Origin of the sequence: Asaia siamensis, assembly GCF_014635085.1 — a bacterium.
Classification (GTDB): Bacteria; Pseudomonadota; Alphaproteobacteria; order Acetobacterales; family Acetobacteraceae; genus Asaia; species Asaia siamensis.
The window spans coordinates 80,093-96,493 of the sequence record NZ_BMCH01000006.1; the positions used below are offsets into that span (position 1 = coordinate 80,093).

General features: G+C 60.3%; 12 protein-coding genes and 2 tRNA genes. 2 read left to right on the forward strand and 12 right to left on the reverse strand.

Going from position 1 to position 16,401, the window contains the following annotated elements:
* Nucleotides 1–2 precede the first annotated feature (2 nt).
* The 12 genes from proS to IEV53_RS11430 all read right to left on the reverse strand — a co-directional run bounded on the left by proS (nt 3) and on the right by IEV53_RS11430 (nt 13,260).
* Nucleotides 3–1,343, reverse strand: a complete 1,341-nt coding sequence (gene proS, locus IEV53_RS11375; protein WP_188426913.1) for a proline--tRNA ligase — start codon at nt 1,341–1,343, stop codon at nt 3–5.
* Between the two features lie 68 nt (nt 1,344–1,411).
* Nucleotides 1,412–3,058, reverse strand: a complete 1,647-nt coding sequence (locus tag IEV53_RS11380; RefSeq protein ID WP_188426915.1) for a ribonuclease J — start codon at nt 3,056–3,058, stop codon at nt 1,412–1,414.
* A gap of 36 nt (nt 3,059–3,094) precedes the next feature.
* Nucleotides 3,095–3,886 carry a type III pantothenate kinase gene (locus IEV53_RS11385; RefSeq protein ID WP_188426917.1) on the reverse strand — a complete coding sequence of 264 codons (792 nt, stop codon included), beginning with the start codon at nt 3,884–3,886 and terminating at the stop codon, nt 3,095–3,097.
* A gap of 10 nt (nt 3,887–3,896) precedes the next feature.
* Nucleotides 3,897–4,625, reverse strand: coding sequence for a biotin--[acetyl-CoA-carboxylase] ligase (locus IEV53_RS11390; protein WP_188426919.1), 729 nt, complete (start codon nt 4,623–4,625; stop codon nt 3,897–3,899).
* Nucleotides 4,626–4,647: 22 nt separating this feature from the next.
* Nucleotides 4,648–4,722, reverse strand: a tRNA-Val gene (locus IEV53_RS11395).
* Nucleotides 4,723–4,771: 49 nt separating this feature from the next.
* Nucleotides 4,772–5,056, reverse strand: coding sequence for an HU family DNA-binding protein (locus tag IEV53_RS11400; protein WP_023977491.1), 285 nt, complete (start codon nt 5,054–5,056; stop codon nt 4,772–4,774).
* Between the two features lie 326 nt (nt 5,057–5,382).
* Nucleotides 5,383–7,842, reverse strand: a complete 2,460-nt coding sequence (lon, locus tag IEV53_RS11405; RefSeq protein WP_188426921.1) for an endopeptidase La — start codon at nt 7,840–7,842, stop codon at nt 5,383–5,385.
* Nucleotides 7,843–7,994: 152 nt separating this feature from the next.
* The gene (clpX, locus tag IEV53_RS11410; RefSeq protein ID WP_188426923.1) at nt 7,995–9,263 is read right to left on the reverse strand and encodes an ATP-dependent Clp protease ATP-binding subunit ClpX; all 1,269 of its coding nucleotides are present in this window, start codon (nt 9,261–9,263) and stop codon (nt 7,995–7,997) included.
* A 204-nt stretch (nt 9,264–9,467) separates the two neighbouring features.
* Nucleotides 9,468–10,106: an ATP-dependent Clp protease proteolytic subunit gene (locus IEV53_RS11415; RefSeq protein WP_188426925.1), complete on the reverse strand. Its 639-nt coding sequence runs from the start codon at nt 10,104–10,106 to the stop codon at nt 9,468–9,470.
* A 142-nt stretch (nt 10,107–10,248) separates the two neighbouring features.
* On the reverse strand, nt 10,249–11,580 hold the full coding sequence (tig, locus tag IEV53_RS11420) for a trigger factor (RefSeq protein ID WP_188426927.1): 1,332 nt from the start codon (nt 11,578–11,580) through the stop codon (nt 10,249–10,251).
* A gap of 103 nt (nt 11,581–11,683) precedes the next feature.
* Nucleotides 11,684–11,768 (reverse strand) — tRNA-Leu (locus IEV53_RS11425).
* A 55-nt stretch (nt 11,769–11,823) separates the two neighbouring features.
* On the reverse strand, nt 11,824–13,260 hold the full coding sequence (locus tag IEV53_RS11430; protein ID WP_188426928.1) for an NAD(P)H-hydrate dehydratase: 1,437 nt from the start codon (nt 13,258–13,260) through the stop codon (nt 11,824–11,826).
* A 123-nt stretch (nt 13,261–13,383) separates the two neighbouring features.
* Here IEV53_RS11430 and IEV53_RS11435 point away from each other — a divergent pair, with 123 nt between their 5' ends.
* Both IEV53_RS11435 and IEV53_RS11440 read left to right on the forward strand, forming a co-directional pair.
* On the forward strand, nt 13,384–13,836 hold the full coding sequence (locus IEV53_RS11435; protein ID WP_188426930.1) for a hypothetical protein: 453 nt from the start codon (nt 13,384–13,386) through the stop codon (nt 13,834–13,836).
* Between the two features lie 640 nt (nt 13,837–14,476).
* Nucleotides 14,477–16,396 (forward strand): DEAD/DEAH box helicase, encoded by a 1,920-nt coding sequence (locus tag IEV53_RS11440; RefSeq protein ID WP_188427097.1) that lies wholly within the window; start codon nt 14,477–14,479, stop codon nt 16,394–16,396.
* Nucleotides 16,397–16,401: the final 5 nt, after the last annotated feature.

The window sequence follows — 16,401 nt, forward strand, 5'->3', positions numbered from 1 at the left end:
GATCAGGCAGCGCCCTTGCCGGAAGCGTCAGTGCCCAGCACCTTGGCCAGCGCCTCGTCGACAGAAAGCTCGAAACGCTCGCCCGTGGCGCGGCGCTTGAGTTCGACCTTGCCTTCTTTCGCGCCGCGCGGGCCAACGATCATCTGCCAGGGGTGGCCCATCAGATCGGCATCGTTGAATTTCACACCGGCACGCTCGCCACGGTCATCATAAAGGAACGCATCGGGAGCCGCCGCATACAGCTTCTCGCACAGCGCATCCACCGCTTCGTCACCCGGCTTGAGGCTGAGAATGGCCGCAAGGAAAGGCGCCACCGAGTCAGGCCAGATGATACCGGCCTCATCATGGCTGGCTTCGATAATCGCGCCAACGAGGCGGGACACGCCAATGCCGTAAGAACCCATTTCCGGGAAGAACTGGTTGCCGTCGGCGCCGCTCACAGAAATCCCCATGGATTCCGTATATTTCGTGCCGAAATAGAAGATATGTCCGACCTCGATACCACGCCCCTCGCGACGACGATCAGCCGGCACGTCTTCCCAGGCCTTTTCGTCATGCATTTCGTCGGTTGCGGCATAGAATTTCGTCACGCCGCTGAAGAAGGCCTCGAGGCTCTTGTGATCGGCGATATCCACCGCCTCGTGCAGCCAGTCCTGCTCCTCGAGCGCTGCATCGAAGAACACGCCGCTCTCGCCCGTGGGGGCCAGCACCAGGAATTCGTGGCTCAGATCGCCACCGATCGGGCCCGTGTCGGCCTTCATCGGCACAGCGCGAACGCCGAGACGCTGGAAGGTGCGCAGATAGGCCAGCATCATGCGACGATAGGCCGCAACGGCATCGTCATAAGACGCATCGAAGGAATAGGCGTCCTTCATGAAGAATTCGCGACCACGCATCACGCCAAAGCGCGGGCGCAGTTCGTCGCGGAATTTCCACTGCACATGGTAGAGCGCCTGGGGCAACTCACGATAGGATTTAATCACCTGGCCGAAAAGATCGGTGATCATTTCCTCATTGGTCGGCCCATAAAGCAGTTCACGATCCTGACGATCGCGAATGCGCAGCATCTCCGGCCCATAGGCATCATAACGGCCTGAACGCTTCCACAACTCGGAAGACTGCACGGTCGGCATCAGCAGTTCCTGCGCACCGATCGCGTTCTGCTCTTCGCGCACGATCTGCTCGATATTACGCAGAACCCGCAGCCCGGCTGGCAGCCAGGCATAGATGCCGGCCGATGTCTGGCGCACAAGGCCAGCGCGCAGCATCAGGCGATGCGAGGCAATCTGGGCCTCGGAAGGCACTTCTTTGAGGGTAGGCAGAAAACCGCTGGAGAGACGCATCAGGCTGGACCATTCCGGAGAAAAACCGCGCGCCTTTTACGGCGCGTTCAGGAGTATTGGCTGCGGGATCAGACCCGCAGCAGATGAACATCGACCAGCGGCCGCTTCTGCAGCTTGCGTCCGAGCGCACGACGCAACGCCGTCTTGGCGGCATCGCGGAAAGCAGCATCGTCACGACGCAGATCATCGGGAATCTCGTCGATCGCATCTGCGAATTCTTCCGAGATGCGCGTGCTCTCGGGGTCTTCTGCCTCAAGCAGGCCCGGCGCGCTGATCTTGGGCATGCCGATTACATAGCCCTCATCGTCCACCGCGAAACTGGCCAGTACCATGCCGTTGAACAGCATCTTGCGACGCGCTGCTAGAACACCGCCCGTCATGGGCAGCAGACGCCCGCCATCAAGCGCGAGACGGCCTGTAGGAGCCGTATCGACCACTTCAGCGTGGTCGGGGCCGAGACGCAGCAGATCGCCGTCTTCGAGAAGGATCGCTTCCGCGCCTGTCTCGCGAGCCAGAGCAGCATGGGCCGTCAGATGACGCCATTCACCATGTGTCGGCACGCTCAGCTTCGGGCGGACAAGGCTGTAGAGATGACGCAGATCATCCGAGGTCGCATGACCCGACACATGCACCAGATGATCCTTGTCGGTCAGCACAGTGGCACCACGACGGGTCAGATTGTCCTGAACCGCCATGACAGCCTGTTCGTTACCCGGGATCATGCGCGACGAATAGATCACCGTATCGCCCTCACCGAGGGAGATATTGGGATGAACGTCGGAGGCAATGCGCGAGAGCGCCGAACGCGGCTCGCCCTGGCTGCCGGTGATGATCATCAGCAAGCGGTTATCAGGAACCGAATTGGCTTCGCGCTCGTCGAGGAACGGCGGGATATCCTGCAGATAGCCGCATTCACGCGCAGCCACTTCGAGGTTGCGCAATGAGCGCCCGACAACCATCACCTGACGGCCTGCCGCCTTGGCTGCACGGGCAATGCTTTCGACACGCGCAACGTTCGAGGCAAAGCAGGTGATCGCCACGCGACCATGAAGGGTCTTGATCAGACCCGCCATGGAATCGCGCACCTGGCCTTCCGTCCCCGAAATACCCTCGCGGAACACGTTGGTACTGTCGCACACCATGGCCAGAACGCCTTCGTCACCGACGGCCTTGAAGGCATCGAGATCGGTCAGCGGGCCGACAACAGGCTCACGATCGAGCTTGAGGTCCCCTGTATGCACGATTGTGCCGTAAGGCGTGCGCAGCACCAGAGACTGCGCCTCGGGCACGGAATGGGTCACGTTGATGAACTGCAGGTCGAACGGGCCGACCTCGAAGCGCGAGCCCATCGGTATGGTGTGGATGGTCACCTGCGGCAGAAGATGCGCCTCGCCCAGCTTGCGTCGCAACACGGCGGCGGCAAAAGGCGTCGCATAGATCGGGCAGCGCAGCTGGGGCCAGAGATGGGCAACAGCGCCCAGATGGTCTTCATGCGCATGGGTGATCACAAGGCCGCACAGGCTCTTGTGGCGCTCTGCGATGAAGAGCGGGTCGGGCATAAGGATTTCGGCTTCGGGGGTATCATTGCCCGAAAAACCAATACCGCAATCAATGGCCAGCCACTTGCCGTCAAGGCAGTAGAGATTGAAATTCATACCGATCTCGCCGGTCCCGCCCAATGGCAGGAATGCGAGACCCTTTTCAGTCACTGACATTCAAAATTCCTAGAAACAAATAGAAGAAACACACCTTCATCCTGGTGCCGGAATAAATTCACCCGTCGAATTGCGCGCAGCCAGAAGGCGCAATCCGTCGAGTGTGAGTGTTGGAGCAACATGCTGGAACAGGTTCGTTCCCTCAGAAAAAAGCGGGGCCAGACCGCCCGTGGCGATCACCTTGATCGGGGTGGCCATCTCAAGCGCGATGCGCGAGACGATCCCTTCGACCAGACCGACATAACCCCAGAAAAGTCCGGACCTCATGGCCACACTCGTGCTGCGACCGATGGCAGATGATGGCCGACCGACACTGATGCGAGGCAGACGTGCCGCAGCCTGGTGCAGCGCCTCGAGCGACAGGTTGACACCCGGCGCGATCGCCCCACCACAGAATGCCCCTTCCTCATCCACAACGTCGAATGTCGTGGCCGTGCCAAAATCGACGACGACCAGCGGGCCACCATAGAAATGCTGCGCTGCAAGCCCGTTGAGGCGACGATCAACCCCGACCTCCGAAGGTGTATCGACCTTCAGCGGATAGCCCCAGTCGAGGGCTGTATTGGCAATAAGGGGTTCGAGATCCAGCCATTCGCGACACAGGCGGCGCAGATGATAGAGCGCGGCTGGCACAACCGTGCCGATGATGGCCCGTGAGATAGCCTGGGGATTCAGGCCGGAACGTTCGATCAGACTCAGAAGCCAGACGGCATATTCATCAGAAGTGCGCTGGTCATTGGTTGAGATGCGCCAGGTGCCGCGCCATTCCCTGCCATCATGCACGGCAAAAACGATATTGGTATTACCGGCGTCGACAACGAGGAGCACAGACCGTCCTTCACCCAAGCAGTAGAATATCCCCCGCCGCGAACGTCTGAATCTCGCCCTGAACGGTTTGAAGTAGCAGTCGACCGCCCACGTCGAGACCTGCGAAGAAACCCTCTATATAATCAGCCCCCCTCTGAACCGCAAGCCGCGAGCCTGGCTCGTGTGCCCGATCGAGCCAGGCGATGCGGATCGGCTCGAAGCCCCCACGCTCCCAGCGGTCGAGCCAGAGACCGAACTGCTCGAGAATACGCCTTGCAAGATCCTCCACCCCAATCTGCGCGCCCAGCGCCGCAGCCGAGACGGTCTTTCGTCCCTCGATCAGGGGGGCGGTACGCAGGTTGACCCCTATACCGGTGACGATCCAGGGAGCGTGAGGCGTGCCGCCGCGCTCGATCAGTACGCCGCAGAGCTTGGCGCCCCCGCAAACAACGTCATTGGGCCATTTGAGCCGCAGCCCCGAATCAGGGAGCCAAAAGGAGAGCGCCTCATGCACCGCTACAGCCACAAGAAACGGCATGGCCAGAATCAGGGCCTCTACGCGCTCATGCCGTAGCAGGAAGGAGAAAGACAGATTGCCCTGGGGCGCTGTCCAGACACGACCACGCGTACCCCGCCCGGCTGTCTGGAGATGCGCGAGAACGGCCATACCGTTCGGGGCGCCTTGGTCGGCTTGCTGCTTACAGAAATCGGAGGTCGACCCGAGCGTTTCGTAACACGTCAGGGACCAGGGGAAGCTCATGACTCTTCCAGATGCTGAGGAATGGTGGGCGATGACGGGATTGAACCGCCGACCCTCTCGGTGTAAACGAGACGCTCTACCGCTGAGCTAATCGCCCTCAGGACAGGAAGCGTCGAATCGCTGCCTGTCGTGAAACTGGGGATACGTTAACTTACGGCATCCTTCAAGCCCTTGCCGGGACGGAAACGGACAGAAACCGATGCCGGTATGTCGATTTCCTCTCCCGTGCGCGGATTGCGCCCCTTGGCGGCCTTGCGCGTGGCGGTAGCGAAAGAGCCAAACCCGACCAGACGCACCTCCTGCTTGCGCGCCAGAGCTTCTTCGATACTGGCGAAAAGCGCCTCTACCACATCACCTGCCTTGGCTTTAGGCAGATCGGTCTTCTCGGCGACCGCTGCGATGAGCTCCTGTTTGTTCAGCGGCTTTTCCATCTCGTTCCCTTATAGAATTCCTGAAAATCCGACCCTTTATGGGTCGCTCGGCATGTCTTGCAGGGCACTATGAAGGCGTTTTCTGTTACGTCAACCGCGCAGAGCGCCACGGGACGACGCTGTTTAACGCTTTAGTCAAAGCTGCGTCTTTCCTGCCATGCAAAGCAAAATGGCCGCCCCTTTCGAGGCGACCATCATGCATTGCAGAAAACAGGTAGTCATATCCCTCAGCGAGCAAGGTCCACATTTGGACCCTGAAGGCAGAGGGTAACAGGCTTAACCCGCCTGATGCCCCTCGCCTCCCCGTGGACAGCACCCTGGCAGCGTCAGTGCGGCAACTGGCTCGACAGCACCTCGGCAGCGCGCCCTGCCGGTACGTCTTCTTCCTCGTCCCATTCAATCGCCTCGGGCGGACGCACAAGCGCTGCCTCAAGAACCTGATCGACATGGGAAACGGGAATGATCGTCAGCGCCTCTTTGACGTTGTTCGGAATCTCGGCGAGATCCTTCTCATTGTCTTTCGGGATGAAGACCGTTGCGATACCGGCACGGGTTGCCGCAAGCAGCTTCTCTTTAAGACCACCAATCTCGAGCACACGACCACGAAGCGTGATTTCACCGGTCATGGCCACATCGCGGCGAATGGGAATACCGGTCATCACGCTCACGATCGAGGTCGCCATGGCAACACCGGCAGACGGCCCGTCCTTTGGCGTTGCACCCTCGGGCACATGCACGTGGATGTCACGCTTTTCGAAAATCGAGGGCTTGATGCCGAAAGACTGCGCACGCGAGCGAACATAGGAAACCGCGGCAGAGACGCTTTCCTGCATCACCTCACCCAGCTTGCCGGTCGCCTTCACATGGCCCTTGCCTGGCAGCATCACGCTTTCGATGGTCAGAATCTCGCCACCGACTTCCGTCCATGCCAGACCGGAGACCATGCCAACGAGATCTTCGGTTTCCGTCTCGCCATGCTTGAAGCGACGCACACCGGAGAACTCATCGAGATTTTCCGGCGTGATGGCAATCGTCTCGACCGAAGAGGTCACGAGACGCTTGACGACACGACGGGCAATCTTGGCGATCTCACGCTCGAGGCTACGTACACCGGCTTCACGCGTGTAATGCTGGATCAGGCTGCGCAGGGCTGCATCGCTGATCGACCATTCATGCGGTTTGAGGTTATGTGCCTCGGCCTGCTTGCCCACCAGATGGCGACGGGCAATCTCGACCTTCTCATCCTCGGTGTAACCCGACAGACGGATGATCTCCATACGGTCCAGCAAAGGCTGGGGCATGTTCAGGCTGTTCGCCGTGGTCACGAACATCACGTCCGAAAGATCATAATCGACTTCGAGATAATGATCGTTGAACGTGCTGTTCTGCTCCGGATCCAGCACCTCAAGAAGCGCCGAAGACGGATCACCGCGCCAGTCAGAACCGAGCTTGTCGATCTCATCGAGCAGGAAGAGCGGGTTGGACGTCTTGGCCTTCTTCATGCCCTGAACGATCTTGCCCGGCATCGAGCCGATATAGGTGCGACGATGCCCGCGAATTTCGGACTCATCATGCACACCACCCAGCGACATGCGCACGTACTGGCGCCCTGTCGCCTTGGCGATCGAACGCGCCAGTGAGGTCTTGCCGACACCCGGCGGGCCAACGAGGCACAGGATCGGCCCCTTCAGCTTCTGGGAACGCGTCTGCACGGCCAGATATTCAAGGATGCGTTCCTTGACCTTCTCAAGACCGTAATGCTCGGATTCAAGCACTTCTTCCGCTGCCGTGAAATCACGCGACACTTTCGAGCGCTTCTTCCAGGGAATGCTCAGGATCCAGTCGAGATAATTCCGTACAACGGTAGATTCAGCCGACATCGGGCTCATGCCGCGCAGCTTGCGCAGCTCGCCCATGGCCTTCTCGCGCGCTTCCTTGCTCAGCTTGGTCTTGACGATCCGCTCTTCGATTTCAGCTGTCTCGTCACGGCCGTCCTCACCTTCACCGAGCTCCTTCTGGATCGCCTTGAGCTGCTCGTTAAGGTAATATTCGCGCTGGGTCTTTTCCATCTGCCGCTTGACGCGGTTACGGATCTTCTTCTCGACCTGAAGAACGCCGATCTCCTGCTCCATATGGGCAAAGACCTGCTCCAGACGATGGCTGACAGAACCGCCTTCAAGGATATCCTGCTTTTCAGCGATCTTGAGGTTCAGATGGCTCGCAATGGTGTCTGCCAGTTTCGAGAGATCCTCGATCTGGTTGAGAGACACCATGACTTCAGGCGCAATCTTCTTGTTGAGCTTGATATACTGCTCGAACTGAGAAATCGCCGTGCGGCCGAGGGCCTCGACCTCGCTCCCGGTTTCCGGTGCGTCAGCCACTTCCTCGATCTCGGCCTCGAAATGGCCGTCGATATCGTGGAATTCCTTGATGCGCGCGCGACGAATGCCCTCGACCAGCACCTTGACGGTGCCGTCAGGCAGCTTGAGCAGCTGCAGGATCGTGGAGATCGTGCCGAAACGGTAGATATCCTCTGCCGGCGGATCATCCTGCGAAGCGTTCTTCTGGGCAACAAGCAGGATCTGCTTGTTGTCACGCGTGACAGCTTCCAAGGCACGAACGGATTTTTCGCGACCGACAAAGAGCGGCACGATCATATGCGGGAAGACGACGATATCGCGCAGCGGCAGGACAGCAATTGTCTCGACCGGCTTTGCCTTGGCTGCTTCTGCCTTGGCTGCGGTGTTGAGCTTGCTCGCCGCAGTCTTCCTCTTTTTTTCACTCATGAAACTCTGATCTCCTTGAGGACGATCTCGGCAATGTCACCCGAAATTTGGCGTGAACGACGCCGCGTCTTGACTGCCGAAAAGGCAAGTTCTTTTCATATGATAACGAAGGACCGGGGCAGCAAGCCGGTCCTCCGAATTTAGGGTGTCCCTCAGGCAGATTGCTCGGCGGGTTCTTCGGCCTTGCCTTTGCCGTAGACATAGACAGGCGCCGCGCGGTTCTCGGCGACATCCTTGTTGATCACGACCTCTTCGACCCCGTCGAGACCGGGCAGATCGAACATCGTGCCAAGCAGAATGGCCTCCATGATCGAGCGCAGACCACGAGCGCCTGTCTTGCGGGCGATGGCACGCTGGGCGATCTGGGTGAGCGCGTCATCGGTAAACGTCAGTGCAACGCCTTCCATCTGGAACAGACGCTGATACTGCTTCACGAGGGCGTTCTTGGGCTTGGAGAGAATGGCGACCAGCGTCTCCTCATCCAGATCCTCAAGCGTGGCAACGACCGGCAGACGACCGATGAACTCGGGGATGAGCCCGAATTTCAGCAGATCTTCCGGCTCGACATCGTGCAGGACGGCGCCGAGACGACGGTCATCAGGGTTCTGCACATCGGCGCCAAAGCCAATGCCCGAGCCCTTGCCGCGTGCCGAGATGATCTTGTCGAGACCGGCAAAGGCGCCACCGCAAATGAACAGCATGTTCGTCGTGTCGACCTGCAGGAACTCCTGCTGCGGATGTTTGCGCCCGCCCTGGGGCGGAACAGATGCAACCGTGCCTTCCATCAGCTTCAGCAATGCCTGCTGTACGCCCTCACCGCTGACATCGCGCGTGATCGACGGATTGTCGGATTTGCGCGAAATCTTGTCGATCTCATCGATATAGACAATGCCGCGCTGGGCGCGCTCGACATTGTAATCAGCAGCCTGAAGCAGCTTGAGAATGATGTTCTCGACGTCTTCACCCACATAACCGGCTTCGGTCAGGGTTGTGGCATCGGCCATCGTGAAGGGCACATCGAGGATACGCGCCAGCGTCTGGGCAAGCAGCGTCTTGCCTGTGCCCGTCGGCCCGATGAGCATGATATTGGACTTTGCAATCTCGATATCGTTGCTCTTCTGGGAATGTGCCAGACGCTTGTAGTGGTTGTGCACGGCCACCGAGAGGGCGCGCTTGGCGATGAACTGGCCAATCACGTAATCATCGAGAACCTTGCAGATTTCCTTGGGAGTCGGCACCCCGTCACGCGACTTCACAAGATGCGTCTTGTGCTCTTCGCGGATGATATCCATGCACAGCTCGACGCATTCATCGCAGATGAAGACGGTTGGACCGGCAATGAGCTTGCGCACCTCGTGCTGCGACTTGCCGCAGAACGAGCAATACAGGGTGTTTTTCGAATCGCCGGTCTTATTATTCATCGCTGCTCCTCCTCCCCGATCGGCCCGGCCATGAGACTGGAACGCGACAGGGGGAACTCCAAACTTAGGCCAGGCGATGAGAGCCCGGCAAGCCCCTCCGGTCTGAGGCTGTAACGGGGCGACCAAGCCCCGGGCACGAGGCCGCCTGTCGCAGCCCCGCTGAAGGTCCGGCGAGAGGGCCGGACCTCACAACCGGGAGCAGGCTCAGCCCTGCTCGGAAATGCTCTTGGGACGTGCCTGGACGACTTCGTCGATCAGGCCGAACTCCTTGGCTTCGTCAGCCGAGAGATAGCTGTCGCGCTCGAGCTTCTGCTCGATTTCCTCAAGCGTACGCCCCGTGTGATTGCGGTAGATCTCGTTCAGGCGCTTGCGGATTTCGAGAATCTCGCGTGCCTGGATTTCGATATCCGAAGCCTGCCCCTGAGCGCCGCCCGAAGGCTGATGCACCATCACGCGTGCATTCGGCAGACAGAAGCGACGCCCCTTTTCGCCAGCAGCGAGAAGCAGCGACCCCATGGAGGCTGCCTGACCGATGCAGACGGTGCTGACCGGGCAGCGGATATACTGCATGGTATCGTACATCGCGAGACCAGCCGAAACGACGCCGCCGGGGCTATTGATGTAGAAAGAGATTTCCTTGCTCGGGTTGACGCTCTCCAGATAGAGAAGCTGCGCCGAGATGACCGCGGCCACCTGGTCATAGACCGGGCCTGTCAGGAAAATGATCCGCTCCTGAAGGAGACGGGAATAGATATCGAAAGCGCGTTCACCGCGTGACGTCTGCTCGACGACCATCGGTACGAGCGCGTTGTTGAAGATCTCGACAGGATCGCGATCCCTCATGGCCATTTCCGTTCCTAACTGCCACCGGCCCTCAACGGGCCGGTGTGTGACTTCTTCCATCTTGGTATGGCCACCATGAACGCCTAGAGCCCGTCCGTCAAAAAACGAACGGACTCCATGAGTCGCGGTGCGAATCAGACGATCAGAGGTCGGCCGGCGGGATCTCTGCGAGCTCTTCCGGCGTCACTTCCTTGTCGGTGACCTTGGCCAGCTCGATCAGATAATCGACGACCTTGTTCTCTAGAATCGGGCCACGAAGACCATCGGCTGCCTGCGGGTTCTTGCTGAAGAACTCGAACACGGCCTGTTCCTGACCCGGATAGCGCATGGCTTCCTGACGGACGGCCTGCATCAGCTCCTCACGGGAAACCGTAATTTCCTTCGTACGGCCGATTTCGGCCAGCAGAAGGCCAAGCTTCACGCGACGTTCGGCGATCTTGCGATAATCGGCGCGCAGGGTGTCTTCGTCCTTGCCCGCGTCTTCCTCGTCCATCTCACCCGAAGCGCGGTCCTGTTCGACGCGCTGCCAGATCTGGCCGAATTCGCTCTCGACCATGCTCTCGGGAGCTTCGAAATCCGTCTTGTCAGACAGGGCGTCGAGCAGCTCGCGCTTGATGCGCAGGCGCGACAGCTGGCTGTATTCGCCTTCTGCCTGCTTGACGATGATGTCACGAACCTGAGCGATGTTCTCGAAGCCGATCTTCTTGGCCAGCTCATCGTCAAGCGTCGGGTCGACCGGGGTCTTGAGCGCATTCGCCTTGATGTCGAACGTCGCTTCCTTGCCGGCCAGTTCCTTGGCCTGATACTCGGCGGGGAACGTGACGGTAATCACCTTCTCTTCGCCAGCCTTCATGCCTTCGAGCTGCTCTGCGAAACCGGGGATGAAACCGTCGCCACCGATCTCGACATTGACGTCCTGCGCCGTGCCACCATCGAAAGGCGTGCCATCGAGCTTGCCGACGAAATCGCAGTTGACGACGTCACCCGAACGGGCAGCGCGGTCTTCTTCGATCGTCTCGAAGCTGCGCTGGCGCTTGGCCAGCTCGGCCAGAGCCTTGTCGATGGTCTCATCGGCGGGCTTTGCCGTCAGACGGGTCAGCTCAAGACCGGAAAGGTCAGGAACAGCGATCTCGGGAAGAACTTCGAGTTCGATCTTGAACTCGAGATCGCCTTCACCTTCACCGCCGGAAACCAGCTCGACCTTCGGCTGAACGGCCGGGCGCAGCTTGTTGTCTTCCAGCACCTTGGTGGTGGTCTCGTTGACGACCTGCTCGAGGATCTCGCCATTCAGGGCGGCGCCATAGCGCTGCTTGACGAGCGATGCGGGCACCTTGCCGGGACGGAAGCCAGGCAGATTGATCGTGCGGCCGAGCTCGGCGAGACGAGCGGCGCGTCGCGCCTCCAGATCGCCAGCCGGCACAGTGACGGTAAAGCCGCGCTTCAGACCTTCGGATTGCGTTTGGGTAACCTGCATCTGTCAGGCGATCCTCTATTGACCGGGTTGCCATCGGGGCCCTGCACCCGGCTTCATCGCAGCACAGGCAAGGCAGGAAGCCCCGACTAAGGAGAAAATATTTTGGTACGGGCGGAGGGACTTGAACCCCCACGACTTGCGCCACCAGAACCTAAATCTGGCGTGTCTACCAATTCCACCACGCCCGCACACGCAGCCCAGCCGAAGACCGGGCCGTCAAGCGCGCCGCTTTACAGCACAATTTCAGATTTCACAAGCCAGTGCGATCGCCTTGGCGCGCGCATCGCCCAGATGGGCATCAAGTGCCTCGACAATCGGCCAGTTTCCAGCGCGCATCCCAGCCTCACCATGCAGCCACACACCGGCGCAGGCGGCTTCCCAAGGGATCATACCGGCAGCAAGCATCGTCGAAATCACGCCCGCCAGCGTATCGCCCGAACCGGCTGTTGCCAGAGCCGGGCTCGCATGGTCATTGAGGGCAACCCGCCCGTCGGGTGATGCAATCACGCTGACGGCACCCTTGAGCACGACTACCGCCCCGATACGCCGCGCCGCCTTTTGCGCCGCACCAACGAGATCGTCCCCCGGCGCACCAAAAAGTCTGGTAAATTCTCCGATATGGGGCGTAATGACAGAAACGCCATGGAGCTTTTCCGGCTCACTTCCCGCCCAGCCCAGAGCGCCAGCATCGGCCAGAACAATGCGTTCCGATGCAAGAAGAAGCGGCAGACTCGCAGCGACTTCTGGCTCGGTCAGGCCTGGCCCGCAGAGCCAGACCCTGCGACGCTCGTCTTCAAGCAGTGTTTTCAGCGGCCCGTCATCAATTACCAGACCGGGCGCACCAAGCCGGTAGGCCGCTGCGCCCTCTCCGGCACTGATACGCACCAATCCGGCTCCGCTTGCCCGCGCACCGGCCGCGGCCAGCCTGGTTGCCCCCGGCATGAACTGGCCTGCACAGATACTGACGACACCCCGACGGTATTTGTGGTCTTCCAGGCTCATCGCCGGCACGTGCCAGAGCCCCGGTTCATTGAGCCAGATCGTGGGACCCGCAGCCTCAAGGCAGATTTCAGGCATACCGATATTCGCGCAGACGAGCTCGCCACAGATTTCGCGCCCCGGGTACAGTATGTGCCCGGGCTTGGGACGGACGAATGTAACGCTCATGCGATAATCCGGCCCCTCAACCAAAGAGGCACCGGTCGTGCCATTGACCGTGCTGGGCAGATCGATCGCCACAAGCATCCTGGCTGCAGAAAGCACCGCCACCACCTCAGGCGCCGGGGGGCGGTCGAGGCCCGCACCGAAAACAGCATCGATCACCAGATCGGCGCGGCGGGCATTCTCTGGTGTGAAATCCGCTATTCGCCCGCGATACTGCGCCGCAGCCCTAGAGGCCGCACTTCCCTCACGGGGCGGTGTCAGAGGGGCGACCTGAACCGGCCAACCCGCACGCTCGAGATAGCGGGCAGCGACATAACCATCGCCACCATTATTGCCCGGCCCGCACAGCACCAGCACACGGCAAGGCGCAAAACGCGCCCTGATTGCCTGAGCCACAGACCAGCCAGCCCGATCCATCAGCGCGCTGATCCCGATCGTTTCGCTCGCCTTTCGATCCATCTCGCCACATTGCGCCGGCGTGGGCAGGGAAAAACGCAGGTCAGACTTCATGGGCATGTCACTCCGCAGTTGATGATTTCGCGCATACTGCTAGGGAACGTCGCATAACCTTCCGGTATTCCTGATCCCGCGCTTTTGAGGGCGCGAAGTGTCCCGGACCTGATTTCTGGTGGAGAAGACATGTCGAACCCGTTTCTCTGGAGCGTCATCCTCGCGCTTCACCTGCTCTGCATGGCTTACTGGATTGGCGGCGGTCTCTATGCCGCCATTGTCAGCCGCAGCACTGTGGCCCTGCTTGAGCCAGCCCAGCGCCAGAATGTGCAGATCCAGCTGATCGCACGCTATTTCCGCGCCCTCCTGCATATCGTGCCGACCGCCCTGGTAACGGGCTGGCTTCTTGTTCTGCATATGGGCGGATTCGGCGCGATGAGCCTGCCGATCAATATCATGCAGGGCCTTGCGCTGATCATGGCGCTGATTTTCCTGAGCGCCTATTTCGGCCCTTTCCAGAGCCTGCGCCGCGCCATCCGCCCCCAGCCCGCCCTTTTCGCCAAGGTGCGCCTGCGCGTCATTCTGATGGTCGCTGTGGGCGTGCTCACCGTTTTCTGCGCTGCCATGGGCGGCGATTTCTGATCTTTCACACTCCGATACTGGCTTGAGGTGCGAAAAACGCGTCATTCATTGCGTTTTCGTGCCCAAGCAACGGAAAATCTTGCCTTTTGCAGGATTTCAAGATAACGCACGGGCGATTGGCTCAGGCTCTGCGCTTGCCCGGCTTCAGCGTGGCATTGCCCGAGCGCCAGATTATTTTTCTAGACCTCCATAGTTATCAGAGAGCAGTTTGACCGCAAAATCGACCGCAGGTTCGGCAAAAACCTCCCCCGCACGCAAGAAACGTTCCTCTTCCAAGACGGAAAATGGTGTGGTGGAATCCGTGGCAGAAGCCCTGCCACGCGACATTCCGTCCGAAGCCCCGGCGGCTGAACCCCCGGTCAAGGCGAAGCGCGGGCGCAAGCCTCAGGCACCTGAAGCTGTCGAGACACCTGTCGCTGCTGCAAAGCCTGCGCGCAAGAAGACGGTCAAGGCCGCACCCGTCGAAAAGACAACGCAGGCTCCCGAGACTGTTGCGGCCATAGAATCAGCCGAGCCGGTCAAGCGCGGTCGCGGTCGCCCCCGTAAGACCCCTGTCGCAGCCTCTGTGAGCGAACCCGCCGCTGTTGCGGCGCCAGTTGAAGAGCCGAAGCCCAAACGCGGCAGAAAGCCCGCTGCCGCCATGGAAACTGTTGCTGCCAAATCGGCAGCGCCCAAGCCACGCGCCAAGGCAGCAAGGACTGCTCCTGTCGTAGCAGAGGCAGAAGCACCTTCCATCGAAGTCGCCACAGAGAACACCCCTGCCGCCCGCAAGCGCACACCACGCAGCACGACCAAGGCTGAAACCCGCAAGGCCGCTGTGAAGGACGCCGCAGAGAAAGTCGCCGCACAGGATAATGCTCCTGCGATCGACGCCCCTGCGGCCGAATTGGTTGAAGTGACGCCAGAAGCGGTCAGCGAGTCCTCTGCCAAGCGTGGCCGCCGCAGACGCGGCGCATCCGCGAAGGCAACTGCCGTCGTTCCTGCACCTGAAGCAGCGCCTGCAGCGACGCCGGAACTCGACCCGGCCCTGAAGGCGATCGTCGAGGCTCCCAAGCCGCTGTTTTCAGAGCTTGGCCTCTCCGCCCCGATCATGCGCGCCATTGAAGAGATGGGCTACGAGCATCCTACCCCGATCCAGGCGCGAGCCATCCCGGTGGTCCTCAGTGGTCAGGACGTGCTCGGCGTTGCCCAGACAGGTACGGGCAAGACGGCCTCGTTTACCCTGCCGATGCTTGAGCGTCTGGCCGGATCGCGTGCTCGCGCCCGCATGCCGCGCTCGCTGATTCTGGAACCCACACGCGAATTGGCGTTGCAGGTTGCTGAAAACCTGACCCTCTACGGCAAGCATCTTCGCCTCAACCATGCCCTGCTCATCGGTGGCGAGAGCATGGCCGATCAGCGCGCCGTGCTGAATCAGGGTGTCGATATCCTGATCGCAACGCCCGGCCGTCTGATGGATCTCTTTGATCGCGGCGGGCTGCTTCTGACCCAGACTGGCATCCTCGTGATCGATGAAGCCGACCGTATGCTGGATATGGGCTTCATTCCCGATATCACCCGTATCGTGTCGATGCTCCCCGCTCATCGCCAGACCTTGCTCTTTTCGGCAACAATGGCGCCGGAAATTCGCACGCTTGCCGACCAGTTCCTGCACCTGCCGGAAGAAATCACGGTATCGCGCCCCTCATCTGTGGCAACGACCATCGAAGAGGCCCTTCTGGTTGTTGACGAGCATGAAAAGCGCCGGGTTCTGCGCAAGCTGCTGAAGCGTGAAAACGTCCAGAACGCCATTGTGTTCTGCAACCGCAAGCGCGATGTCGATGTGCTCTACAAATCCCTGCACAAGCACGGATTCTCCGTCGGCCATCTGCATGGCGATCTGGCGCAGTCGCTGCGTTTCAAGACGCTCGAACGCTTCAAGAGCGGTGAGCTGCAGATTCTCGTCTGCTCTGACGTCGCTGCGCGTGGCATCGATATCGGCGGGCTCTCGCACGTCTTCAATTTCGATCTGCCTTTCAACGCGGAAGACTATATCCACCGCATCGGTCGCACGGGCCGTGCAGGCAAGACGGGTCATGCGTTCAGCCTGGCATCACCACGCCAGAAGCTGCTGGCCGAGGCAATTGAAAAGCTGAAACACGCACCGATTCCGCTGCTCGAAATCGAGGGTGTGGAAAGCCTGCCCTGGGCCGACCCGGAGCAGGACGGCGCACAGCCTGAGCGTCGCGAACGCTCTGGCAAGGAACGTGGTGGACGTCATAACCGTCGCGGTGAGAACCGTGACCGTGGTGACCGTGGTGACCGTGGTGACCGTGGTGACCGTGGTGACCGTGGTGACCGTGGTGACCGCCCTGTGGCGAACGAAGCCGCGCGTCAACAGCCGCGTGACAGGGCTGAGTCAGCCAATGGTTCCGTTGCGCCGACCACCCCCTTCGATCACGATGCCCCGCGCACGGGGTTCGGTCACGACACACCCGCCTTCATGCTTCTGCCCCGCCGCAATCGGAAAGCCGAAAATGACGACCAGATCGGGCCGATCCAGCATCGCGGCACTGTCTGAGTTCT